This window comes from Kamptonema formosum PCC 6407, assembly GCF_000332155.1.
Classification (GTDB): domain Bacteria; phylum Cyanobacteriota; class Cyanobacteriia; order Cyanobacteriales; family Microcoleaceae; genus Kamptonema; species Kamptonema formosum.
Map to the genome: position 1 here is coordinate 428784 of NZ_KB235898.1, position 12213 is coordinate 440996.

Annotated in this window: 11 protein-coding genes; 4 read left to right on the forward strand and 7 right to left on the reverse strand. The window is 44.5% G+C overall.

What is annotated here, in order from left to right; translation table 11 throughout:
• Window positions 1-61: 61 nt before the first annotated feature.
• The 5 genes from OSCIL6407_RS0101895 to OSCIL6407_RS0101915 form a co-directional block, all read right to left on the reverse strand.
• Window positions 62-427, reverse strand: a complete 366-nt coding sequence (locus OSCIL6407_RS0101895) for a DUF1823 family protein (protein WP_007358152.1) — start codon at window positions 425-427, stop codon at window positions 62-64.
• Between the two features lie 296 nt (window positions 428-723).
• A complete protein-coding gene (gene gap / locus OSCIL6407_RS0101900; protein WP_007358151.1) occupies window positions 724-1755 on the reverse strand; it encodes a type I glyceraldehyde-3-phosphate dehydrogenase in 1032 nt (343 codons plus the stop codon).
• Between the two features lie 243 nt (window positions 1756-1998).
• Window positions 1999-2328, reverse strand: a complete 330-nt coding sequence (locus tag OSCIL6407_RS0101905; protein ID WP_019486864.1) for a Mo-dependent nitrogenase C-terminal domain-containing protein — start codon at window positions 2326-2328, stop codon at window positions 1999-2001.
• Between the two features lie 316 nt (window positions 2329-2644).
• Window positions 2645-3346 carry a Uma2 family endonuclease gene (locus OSCIL6407_RS0101910; protein WP_007353081.1) on the reverse strand — a complete coding sequence of 234 codons (702 nt, stop codon included), beginning with the start codon at window positions 3344-3346 and terminating at the stop codon, window positions 2645-2647.
• 112 nt (window positions 3347-3458) lie between these two features.
• Entirely contained in the window at window positions 3459-4403 is a 945-nt protein-coding gene (locus tag OSCIL6407_RS0101915; RefSeq protein ID WP_019486865.1) for an aldo/keto reductase, read from the reverse strand.
• Window positions 4404-4498: 95 nt separating this feature from the next.
• On the opposite strand from OSCIL6407_RS0101915, the gene OSCIL6407_RS0101920 reads away from it, so the two are divergent.
• Window positions 4499-5005, forward strand: a complete 507-nt coding sequence (locus OSCIL6407_RS0101920) for a GAF domain-containing protein (protein ID WP_324603602.1) — start codon at window positions 4499-4501, stop codon at window positions 5003-5005.
• 152 nt (window positions 5006-5157) lie between these two features.
• Here OSCIL6407_RS0101920 and uvrA read toward each other — a convergent pair whose 3' ends face one another.
• Both uvrA and OSCIL6407_RS0101930 read right to left on the reverse strand, forming a co-directional pair.
• On the reverse strand, window positions 5158-8079 hold the full coding sequence (gene uvrA, locus OSCIL6407_RS0101925; RefSeq protein WP_007353078.1) for an excinuclease ABC subunit UvrA: 2922 nt from the start codon (window positions 8077-8079) through the stop codon (window positions 5158-5160).
• Window positions 8080-8149: 70 nt separating this feature from the next.
• A complete protein-coding gene (locus OSCIL6407_RS0101930) occupies window positions 8150-8593 on the reverse strand; it encodes a pepsin/retropepsin-like aspartic protease family protein (RefSeq protein WP_007353077.1) in 444 nt (147 codons plus the stop codon).
• Between OSCIL6407_RS0101930 and OSCIL6407_RS37605 the strand changes: the two genes are divergently transcribed.
• From OSCIL6407_RS37605 to OSCIL6407_RS0101950, 3 genes are all read left to right on the forward strand, one after another.
• On the forward strand, window positions 8592-8714 hold the full coding sequence (locus tag OSCIL6407_RS37605; protein ID WP_019486866.1) for a hypothetical protein: 123 nt from the start codon (window positions 8592-8594) through the stop codon (window positions 8712-8714). The genes OSCIL6407_RS0101930 and OSCIL6407_RS37605 overlap by 2 nt on opposite strands.
• Before the next feature lie 50 nt (window positions 8715-8764).
• Window positions 8765-10204: a hypothetical protein gene (locus OSCIL6407_RS0101940; protein WP_007353076.1), complete on the forward strand. Its 1440-nt coding sequence runs from the start codon at window positions 8765-8767 to the stop codon at window positions 10202-10204.
• A gap of 367 nt (window positions 10205-10571) precedes the next feature.
• Window positions 10572-12167 (forward strand): chloride channel protein, encoded by a 1596-nt coding sequence (locus OSCIL6407_RS0101950; RefSeq protein ID WP_007355298.1) that lies wholly within the window; start codon window positions 10572-10574, stop codon window positions 12165-12167.
• Window positions 12168-12213 lie beyond the last annotated feature (46 nt).

The following is a 12213-nucleotide window of genomic DNA, read 5'->3' on the forward strand; positions in this document are numbered from 1 at the left end:
ATTCAGCCCCAAAAATTTACACCCTAAAAAAAACACCTACCGATTCCCGCAAAGCCATCCCTCAACAGCGCCCATCCACCATATAACTCATCAGCCAATTAGCCGCCGTCGCCCGACGAGTCTGCCGAGGCCCAAACTCCCCAATTTTGTAGCCCTTAAAACCCAACTTTTCCTTAAGCAACTGCTTATTCTCCTGCGGAATCGAACGAGTCAGCTTAACCGTCGCAGGGCGAGACTCTATAAAATCCGGCGGTTGTGGATATTCATCCCGCCATACCTGTGGAACATTAGCGTTATTCCAATTACCGTCACCGTCGCAACGATAGCCCAAACAGTACCAAACTAACTGATTGACAGTAGCATCGTCTATTTCTTCGTTAATAATTGCCCAAATAGTTTCGATAGTGAGTGGCAGCAAGTCAGACATAATCTGGCACATTACAAATTAGAAAAGTCTAATCTCGATTTTATGCGAACTCTTGACAATTAAAGTAACTCCTAAGAGATATTTTACTCTATTCAAGCTGAGATAGAACAGAAAAGGGGTTCGTATGCTGGGGAAAATGCAATGCCTGCGGACATCGGCTTGCAGTTCGACTTCGGCAAGCTCAGGGCAACGCAAGCTCAATATCAGTAAGCTCCCTGAGCTCTGCCGAAGGCCTAAGTCAAATGCTATCTAGACCTACGCATTGTCCCGCGAATCCCCTTTATTCTCAAAGTCAACTAAGCTTTCAAAATTCCATCCTTTTCAGCCATCGATAGCATCAAATCAATGACGCGGTTAGAATAACCCCACTCATTGTCATACCAAGAAACAACTTTGAAGAACTTAGAATTAAGTCCAATTCCGGCTTTCTTATCAAAAATGCTGGAACGAGCATCACCTCTAAAATCCATTGAAACTACTTCATCTTCTGTGTAGCCGAGAATGCCTTTCAATTCACCCTCAGAAGCTTGCTTCATTGCTGCACAAATCTCATCGTAGGTAGTTTCCTTTGCCGTGCGAAAGGTAAGGTCAACTACCGATACATCTGGAGTCGGTACGCGAAAAGCCATCCCGGTAAGTTTACCTTTTAATTCTGGCAATACCAAGGTGACAGCTTTAGCTGCACCTGTAGAAGAGGGAATAATATTTTGCGAAGCGCCGCGTCCGCCGCGCCAATCTTTCTGACTAGGGCCATCTACTGTTGGTTGAGTGGCAGTCATCGCGTGAACAGTTGTCATCAAACCTTCTTCTAAACCAAAATTATCATTAATAACTTTGGCAATCGGAGCTAGGCAATTAGTGGTACAGCTAGCATTAGAAACAATGGTATCTTTAGCAGGGTCAAAATTGTGGTGATTAACGCCTACTAAGAATGTCGGTACTTTTTCAGGATCTTTTGTGGGTGCGGAGAGCACTACTCGTTTTGCTCCACCAGCTAAGTGTTTTGAAGCTCCTTCAGCATCAGTAAATAACCCCGTAGATTCTACTACATAATCAGCACCTAATTTGCCCCAAGGTAATTCCGTAGGGTTTCTAATCGCAGTACAGGGAATAAAGCGCCCGTCAATAGAAATGCCGCCTTCTTTGGCTTCAACAGTACCGGGGTAAGTGCCGTGAGTTGAATCGTATTTGAACAAATAAGCTAGGTTATCTGCCGGCACTAAGTCATTAATACCAACAAACTCGATTTGGGGATTATTGATGCCCGCGCGGACTACTAAGCGTCCAATGCGACCAAATCCATTTATACCAACTTTTAAGGTGGCCATGATTAAAATTCCTCTGGAAATACCGTCACTCGCTCTAAAAAGTGCGAATCACGGGTTACAGATTAGCATAGTGGTTGATGGCTTCCAACCCTTCTTTTTTATGTCTTAAGGAAGAAGGAAGAAGGCAGGATTTAGCAATATAGCAACCTTCTTGGTAGTTAGGACATTCTAGTTTCCTCAAACCCTTAATTCTATTCCCTTCTTCCTCTTCTTCCCTAGTCCCTAGCCCCTAGCCCCTAGCCCCTAACCGCCTTGGCGGTTGCTATAGCAGGTGATGTCTTCGCCACAAACGTCTGCGAGGTAAGTCAGAGCTCGGAAGCGCAAGCTCATTAATTGGTCGTAAAGGGGGTTGATTTTGCACATAGGCGGAATGTGGAAGAGGGTGCGCCCAAATAGCTGTATGTCTCGCGCGAAGGGGCATTGAGAGGGGATTAGTTTGCAGGCGGTGTGGGCAAAGTTGCGATCGCAGATTTCAATTCTATCAATGCGATCGCGCATTGGCTGTAGCAGGGAATCAAAGATGCTGTTGTGGATTGCGGGAGGTTGGGGGGAGACGTTGCTGTAGATGTACATAACCCAGAAGCCATAAAATTTATTTACACTTTGAATGTAAGTTGCGATCGCTCTGGGTAAGATTGACTCTGTGCAAGTGTTGGAAGTGACTGGATAACTGGGGAGGGATGACAAATTGATAAATAACTTGTCAAACCCTGAAACAGCTTTGGTATTTAGTCTTGGGGAGTTTTGGGGGTCAGAGGAAAGTGGATTTTCGCCAGAGGGATAGAGTGCGATACCTGCGGCTGGCTAGGTCTACGCGATGACACTTGGTAAACTGTCCTAACGTAACGCCGCCTTCTGGGGGGATACAGAAAGTGCAAACGCGCTTTTGTTAACCTTCCTCTGGGTCAATTCCTAGCGCTCTCAACCTTGCTGCCAATTGTTCCGCCCGTTGTCGCTGCTGCTGTTCCCGATTTTGAGCTTCCAGTCGCGCCTCCGCCTCAGTCGGATATCGATTTCCTTCGCGATCGTACCAATATAACCACTCTCGCGCAATTCCCTCATAAATTCCCTGTTCGGAACCTATTCCCAAACCGATTTCTGGCATCCAAACGGGATTATTTGTAACTAATTGATATTTACCTCGATCGAGTTTATAAATAGTTAAATGAGGTTTGCGACGGCGGGGAGCATAAATTACATAATACAACACTCCTAACCGAGCATATTCTAATTTTTTGCGCTTATATTCCCCGCCGGGAGTTTTCGATACTACTTCGATAGCCAACAGGGGAATGATACCATTTTCTTCCCAAGTAACGTAGCTCAATCGCAGGTTTTCCCCTTTAATCCTTGGCACTCCTAAACTTAAAAAACCATCCGGTACTATCGCTGGTTGATTGGGGTCATAATACCAAGCCATATCAATCCCAAAAAACCAGTCATCTCGATTTGCCCAAATTAAAGCAAGAATAGATTTTAACAGGTGAGGAATGATATCTTGTAATTCGCTATCCACTGGTGTTTCATCTGAGTAAGGCAGTGACTCGGCGGTGGGTAAATTTGATGGGGAAGTGCGATCGTAGAGTAGCATGATTGTTCCTCTGTTTGTTAATTTAATATTTCGTAAGTAGGCGCAATTTAAATTTATCGACCATATTAATTTTGGGGAAATGCGCCCACCTTAGCACTCGTAGAAAATCATATTACTCCAGCCAAGGACGAGTCATCAAATCTAATTGATTAACTTCATCTCCGCTCAAACTCCAACCTAAAGCACCAGCATTTTCCCGCGCTTGTTTTGGCGTTTTCGCCCCCGGAATTGGAATTACACCATCCTGAGCTATCAGCCAATTTAGCGCAACTTGAGCGGGAGTGCGGTCATATTTTTTACCAATTTTTCGCAATGTAGACATCACTAGGGCAATTTTTTCTAACCCAGTTTTACTAAAACGGGAATCTAATTTACGCGCTCCCACAGGCTGCTCTTGAGCGCTATACTTACCTGTAAGTAATCCCTGCGCTAAGGGGCTGTAAGCTAAAATAGTTACACCTAATTCGCGAGCTGAATCGACAATCTTTTTCTTTTCTACTTGCCGCGATAGCAGCGAGTATCGTACTTGATTCGTTGCCAACGGCACGCCTTGACGTGATAATATCTTGTGAGCTAAAGTCATCTGTTCAGCCGTATAATTGCTCACACCTACTGCCTGAATTCTACCCTGTTTCACCTCCTCCGCTAAAGCATTCATCAACGTTTCTTGGTTCATCAAAAAAGTATAAGGCCAATGCACTTGATAAAGAGCTACTTGCTCAACCTGCAAGCGTTTTAAACTAGCTGTTAAGGCATCTGCAACTGATTTAGCTGTGATTCGTAAAGGCATCGGGCCGTATTTTGTAGCAATCTGTACAGGTTGAGAGGTTTTCTTCATAAACTGTCCCAACAATTCCTCTGACAAGCCATTACCGTAGACTTCGGCTGTATCAAAGAAGTTTACGCCTGCGTCTAGAGATGCCTTAAATGCTTCCTCTACTTCTGTTGCACCATAATTGCTGCCGTAATTCCAAAAAAGTTTATCACCCCACGCCCAAGTTCCGATGCACAGAGGAGTAACGGCTGGCCCATTTTGTCCCAAAGTAATGTTTCTCACGGTAGATAACCCTTAATGATTTTACTATGTACAATTAGTGCATAATTACTGTAGCAGGTGCGCTATACTTAACTGTTGCTTCCATCTAGCAGTAAATGAATCATACCATGCCCCAGGATAGTTTGCAAATCATCCTTGACCGTCTCGCTAATAATCTTAAACGGGATGTATTAGTTCAAGAAAACCTCAACAATATCAGATTTACTCTTGATATTGACCGGGTAGTTTTGTATTATTTTTACAAGCACTGGAAAGGGCAAGTAACTTGCGAGTCAGTAAATTCTAGCGATTTATCTATTTTTGGTTCGACGGGGCCCGATGAATGTTTTAATGGTGAATATGCTGCTTTGTACGAAGCGGGACGAGTGAGAGCAATTCCAGATATTGAAACTGAACCAATAGAAGCTTGCCATAGAAATTTGCTTCGCACTATGAAAGTCCGTGCTAATTTAGTAGTACCTATTTTAACTCGCGGTGGCCTGTGGGGTTTGTTAATTGCTCATCATTGTAGTGGGCCTCATCCCTGGTTAGCTTCAGATATTGAATTCATGCAAGAAAAGGCAAAAGATATCGCAACTGCCCCTGTAGTTATAGATAATTAATTGTTAGTTATTATAGGACTTACGCTCATGGTTTCAGAAACCGGGTTTTTGAGAGAATCTGTGGATAAGGGCGAAGTATTTTCGTCAAAAAAACCCGGTTTCTCTGGTTGGGTGCGTAAGTCCTATAATTTTTAATTTTTAACTTTTAACTTTTAATTCCCAGGATGCTGTCTTAACACCTCTTTTAAGTATAAACCAGTATAAGAATGGGCATTTTCTGCCACATCTTCCGGCGTTCCCACAGCAATCACTTCACCTCCCTTATCCCCTCCTTCCGGCCCCAAATCAATCACCCAATCCCCCGCGCGAATCACATCTAAATTGTGTTCAATGACCAAGATTGAATTCCCTTTATCTACTAAACGCTGTAACACATTTAACAACTGATGAACGTCATAAAAAGATAACCCCGTTGTCGGTTCATCAATTAAATAAAGCGTCTTTCCTGTCGCGCGACGTGACAACTCAGTTGCCAATTTCACCCGCTGCGCTTCCCCCCCAGAAAGGGTAGGTGCAGGTTGTCCTAACTTAATATAACCTAAACCAACATCTACCAAAGTTTGCAAGCGATTTGCCGCCCTGGGGATATTTTTAAACATCTCACAAGCTTCTTCTACCGTCATATTCAACACATCAGAAATAGACTTCTCCTTATATTTAACCTGCAAGGTTTCCCGGTTGTATCGCGCACCTTTACAAACTTCACATTGTACGTAAACATCGGGTAAGAAATTCATCGAAATTATATTCACACCTTGACCGGCGCAAGCTTCGCATCTCCCACCTTTGACATTAAAAGAAAACTGCCCCGGTTTGTAACCTCTCGCTTTTGCTTCAATAGTTTCTGCAAACATATCTCTGATTACATCAAACACTCCCGTATAAGTAGCAGGATTAGAACGGGGAGTTCTACCAATGGGAGATTGATCGATGACAATTACCTTATCAACGGCATCCCCTAAAGATTTTTCTCCCTGGGTTTTGATGCCGTCCATATCTTTGGGTAAAGGAACTTTGCGGGTGATATAATGTTGCAGAGACGGATAGAGTAAGTCATTAATTAAGCTAGACTTACCGGAACCAGAAACCCCAGTAATACAAACAAGTTTGCCGAGGGGGATTTCTACATCAATATTTTTTAAGTTATTACGGCGGCAATTTTTCAGCAGTAGCGATTTACCATTACCCTTGCGCCTTTGGGCCGGGGTTTCTATTACCTTTCTTCCTGACAAATAAGCACCCGTTAAAGACTCTTCTGTTGCTAGTAATGTCTCTAAATTCCCTTGGGCAACAATGCGCCCGCCGTGTACTCCCGCCGCTGGGCCAATGTCTACAATATGATTAGCTGCCCGGATGGTTTCTTCATCGTGTTCGACGACAATTAAGGTATTGCCTAAATCGCGCAATCTTGTTAAAGTTTTTAACAGGCGCGAATTGTCTCTCTGATGCAATCCAATGCTAGGTTCATCTAAAACGTAGAGGACACCAGTTAAACCAGAACCGATTTGAGTTGCCAGACGAATGCGTTGTGCTTCCCCGCCGGAAAGGGTCATTGCTGGGCGGTCTAAGGTAAGATAATCTAAGCCAACATCGAGGAGAAATTGTAATCTGGCCTTGATTTCTCTGAGAACTAAATCGGCAATTTGTGCTTGGCGATCGCTTAATTTTAAGTTATCAACTTTTTCTCGACAATCTCGAATCGAACCACTGGTAAAATCTAAAATCCGATACTGCCCTAATTGTACAGAAAGTGCTTCAGGTTTTAGTCGTTTGCCGTGACAAACTTCGCAAGGGCGATCGACGCGATATTGTTCTAATTTTTGTTTAACTAATTCTGAACCAGTCTCGTCATATTGCCGCTGTAAAATTGGAATTACGCCGGGATAACGCCGTTGACTCTTACCTTCTGTCAAGATATTATCTTCAGAACCGTGTAATAAAATTTGCTGCTGTGTTTGTGTGAGTTGATGCCAACGGGTATTGATGTCAAAACCGCAAGCTTTGGCGACACTACAAATTAGTGCAAAATAATAGGTATTATCCTTATCTGCCCAAGGCGCGATCGCAGTGTAAACTGGTGCTTGTTCGTCAGGTACGACTAACTCCTCTGCAAACCTTCGCAAATTGCCCAAACCGTGACAATTTGGACAAGCGCCGTAGGGTGAATTAAAGGAAAATAATCGGGGTGAAAGTTCTTCCATTACCGCCCCATGTTCCGGGCAAGCAAAGTTTTCACTAAAAATTAAAGGGGGATTTGTGTGGGGATTTTCCTTAGTTGGTAATTCTTCAATCAAGGCAATTCCATTTGAATGCCGCAGGCAAGTAGTGAGAGAATCTACTAAACGTTCTTGTAAACCCGGCTTTTTAATTAACCTATCAACTACAATCTCAATGTTGTGGGTATGATTCTTATCTAATTCGATGTTTTCTGAGAGTTCTACCACCTCGCCATCAACTTTTACCCGAATAAAGCCTTCGGAAGCTAAACTCGATAGCAGCTTACGATGAGTGCCTTTTTTGCCTCTGACAACGGGGGCGAGAATGTGAAAGCGAGTACCATCAGGAAGTGCCATCACGCGATCGCACATTTCATCGATCGTTTGTGGCGCAATGCAGCGATCGCAAATCGGACAATGGGGTTCCCCCGCCCGCCCAAATAGCAGTCTAAAATAGTCGTAAATCTCCGTAACAGTCCCAACTGTCGATCGCGGATTATGAGAAGTCGATTTTTGGTCAATAGAAATCGCCGGACTTAACCCCTCGATCGCATCCACATCCGGTTTATCCAACTGTCCCAGGAATTGACGCGCGTAGGCGCTTAGAGACTCAATGTAGCGGCGCTGTCCCTCTGCGAAAATCGTATCGAAAGCGAGGGAAGACTTACCGGAACCGGATACGCCAGTAAAGACAATCAGGCGATCGCGCGGTAGTTCCAAATCAATATTCTTTAAATTGTGCTGCCTAGCGCCCCGAATCCGAATATAATTCTGGATATTTGGGCTTAAATTCACGGCAGATTGCCCGTTATGAGATGCACTTAAGTTACTCTTCGAGGTTTCGGCAGTAGAAGGCATAATCCAGTAAAAAATATTGCTTAAATATCTTAGCGCTGCATACCATAACTGACATCCAAACTCAGGAGTATTAAAGGATTGTCAAATAGGTTTCAGTCGGGCCATCGGGCAAAACTTTCAATCTTTGATTTTTCAAGTCAACTTCAATTCCTAACGCTTCCATCGGAATTACACCTAACAGTGCATTTCTCCCTGCTGGCAATTCCAAACACTCAAAAGTTCCCTCACGTCCGCACAGGGAAATCGACGCATCTCGAAATATTCTAGCTTCGCTAATACCCATCGCTGTCTCAACAACCACTTGTTTGAGAATTTTTAAACCTAGTTGAGCGATAATATTTGCAGGTAGGCACAGAGTTGTTGCCCTCGTATCCACCAAGACATTTTCTAAAGTAACAGACCTTACTTGGTCAGGTGAGATCATACCATCTTCAGCCTTACCCCGATCTAGTCGATTTGTAATTTCTAGTGTTGTTATAACTTTCCCCATTGAGTTGTCGGTAGTAGTTTCCATGATTTTACCACAAATTGACATTATACATTATAAAAGTTTAACAAATTTTGGAATAGAGTTAGCCGAGAATGCGATCGTCATCTCCAACATTGCCACATCTTTTGCGATTCTCTATTTATGATATCCTAAAAATACCGATTTTCCTAAAAAATCCGTCATCCCAAAAATACTATGAACAAAAAGTTCAAATTCAGATTTCTAGTCATCGCCCTATTTTTATGCCTTGCCAGCGGTGGTTTTCTAGCCGATCGCTACCTCAAACGTCCCTTTGCCCTCCCCCTCTCCACAAAATACCAATCCTGGCCTGTTAAAGTCGGTCTTCGCATCGCCACTCTGCGCGATCGCATTCCCACAGTTGATCGCGTAGTTCTAGTTCCAGATGAAGCTACATTTTTAACAGCTATTCAACAATGGAGTCTGCAAGGAAGATGGCCGATCTTAATAGAAGATCCGAAATATACCCCAATGTTTATCGAGCGTTTTCAACCAGCCGAATTAATTCGTTTACCCAGCGTCAAACAACCCTTACCCAAGGGTAAGCAACTCGAAGATTCCATCATTCGCGCTTTAGCAACAGCCTGGAATGCAACCGATATTCCTTCTTTAAAAGATACCTGGCTACAACTTGGTTGGCAACCTCCCGGAGTAGTAATCTCCTCGATCAACGATCCTGCATGGCCAGCAGCAGTTGCTTTAGCCGCCGATCGCGGTCAACCCTTAGTCTTTGTAGAAGGTAATTTTGGACAGCCTAACGATACCCTCAATTTAGATCGATGGCAAAGCCTTCAAAAAATCGTTGATAAAGCCGCAGAAACTACAGGTTATGCTTACGCTAATCTTGGCGATGCTATTGATACAATTACTCTGGTAAGACAACTAGCAGTCAAATATCAATCGCCAAAAAAGGCAGATGAACAATTAGCCGTGACAGACGGTTTAGCAAGATACCCAAATGGTAGTAGATGGGCAATAGTAGGGTGGATTTATGGCTCATCATTTCGCAGCGTTTATCAAGCGATGAGTTCGATATTTTTAGATTTTAAAACAGCAATGCTTTATGACAGTTATCAACCGGAAGGTAATTGGGAAAAATATGAAATAGAAGCACCAACAAAACAATTGAATAGAATGGATTTTAGTGTTGAACACATACAGCAACCAAAATCTAGTTTAGAAACGTGGAAAAACTTGGTTTCCCATGAATGGGATTTTGATTTGATATTTATTAACTCTAAAGGCAATAAAGATAAATTCTTTGTTGGTGGCGGCGACGCTTCAGTAAACGATATTCCCAAACTTAAATCACCCGCAGTTATTCACTTAATCCACAGTTGGTCTGCGACTTCACCTGATGACAGAAACACTGTTGCTGGCAGATGGCTAGAAAATGGAGTTTATGCCTATGTTGGGAGCGTACACGAGCCATATTTGGCTGCATTCCTCCCACCCAAAATAATAGTTGAACGCCTATCGGCTTCCGTCCCTTTTCTAATAGCCACTCGCCTGTTAGAATCAGCTCCTTGGAAAATTACAACAATAGGCGATCCGCTGATGATCCTCAGTAAACCCAGAGAAAAAATTTCACCAAATCAGCAACCTATACCAAAGTGAAGTAGTTGTTAGTTGTTAGTTGGTAATTGGTAATTGGTAATTGGTAATTGCTAATGGCTAATGGCTAATGGCTAATGGCTAATGGCTAATGGCTAATGGCTAATGGCTAATTGCTAATGGCTAATGGCTAATCGCTAATCGCTAATTACCCATCCTCCCCCATCTCCCCCATCTCCCCCATCTCCCCCATCTCCCCCATCTCCCCCATCTTCCCCATCTTCCCCATCTCCCCCATCTTCCCTAGCCCCTAGCCCCTAGCCCCTAGCCCCTTCTTTATTACTTGTCAATCCCGCTCAAATTAATCTAAATTAAAAGTAGAAATAAAATTTAATATTTATCTAAGCTCCTCACAAATAAGCGCCCCTCAATGACTGCCATCCCTCCTGTTGGCGTGCGTCCCCCTTGCCCGCCAACACTCACTACCCGTGCATCACGTCTAACCCGATTTCTCAACCGCCTGCATCCCAGCCCAGAAACCCTCTTGCTGATCCTCTCCTTACTGATTGGGGGAGTCACAGGGGCAGGGGTAGTCACCTTTCATTACCTAATCCATTTGATCCATAGCCTGATGATGGAAGACTTTATGGGGGTAATAGGTGGAGGTAGCCCTTGGGCATTAGCCTGCATCCCCATCCTTGGTGGAGTCGCCATTGGCTTAATGCGCTGGTGGTTCCGAGATTTTGGCCCTAATATGTCCTCGCTGATCGCCGCTTCCCAAGGTTTGCAAGAGCTCTCTCCCCTCAAACCGATCGCCAAGATGGTAGCAGCCTCCGTTTCCCTGGGTACAGGGGCATCTCTGGGCCCAGAAGCTCCCAGCGTTGAAATCGGTGCTAACTTTGGAATGCTCTTAGCTCAAGTCCTGCAACTTTCTCAAGAAAGGCAGCGGTTGCTATTGGGGGCTGGAGCCGCTGCTGGACTTGCTGCGGGATTCAATGCACCCATTGCCGGAGTGTTCTTTGCGCTAGAAGTTGTACTGGGAAGCACTTTCGCCACTTCATCCGTCAGCGTCGTTCTCCTCGCCGCCGTCGTTTCCGCAGTCATCGCTCAAATCAGCTTAGGAGCCCAGCCAGCTTTTGCTCTTCCAGTCTACGAAGTCCGCAGTCCTCTAGAATTGCCCCTATATATGGGATTGGGACTTTTAGCTAGCTGTGTTTCTCTTGCCTATACTGAAGCCATTCAACTTGCTGAACGCTGTTTTCAGGGTAAAATTCCCGGATTTGCTTGGCTGGCAAAGCTTCCTCGACCGATTCACCCCATTATTGGCGGGGCCTGCGTCGGCTTAGTAGCTCTGCAACTTCCACAAATCCTGGGTGTTGGCTACGAAACTGTCGAAGCCATGCTGCAAGATGTCAAATTTTCCTTACCGTTATTGCTGCTTTTATTAGGGGCAAAACTAGGAATGACGGCTGTGAGTCTGGGTAGCGGTTTAGTTGGGGGGATCTTTGCCCCGGCGATGTTTCTGGGAGCCTCTCTTGGCTCTGCTTACGGGATCTTTTTGGCAATGCTACCAGCGATGAGCGGTCACGTAGCAGGGCCTCCGGCTTATGCAATGGTGGGGATGGCAGCAGTGCTTGCAGGTAGTGCTAGAGCGCCTTTGACTTCAATTCTGCTGATGTTTGAGTTGACGCGGGATTATAGGATTGTTTTGCCGCTAATGGCAGCCGTAGGATTGAGTGTTTGGCTGGTAGAGCTTGTCAACCGTCGCTCAACTCACAGCTTGAATCTTCAGCAAATGGGGGTAGATGTAACTGTTAACCAGCCGCCGCAGCCGATAGAGCCATTACCAGATTGGGAAGAACCTGTTAGCGATCGCATCGTTAATGGCATTCTTTCGTGTCAAATTCCCAGGGAGGAAGAGATTAGCGATCGCCAAGACAGCACGGATATCCCTATACTGACGCTAGCCAATTCACATTTAACAGAAGATGTCAAACCCTTACCAGAAACAAAATCAGCAGCCTGACTGAATTTAGGTGCGATCGAGTCGGTTACTGAGCCACACAACCAAT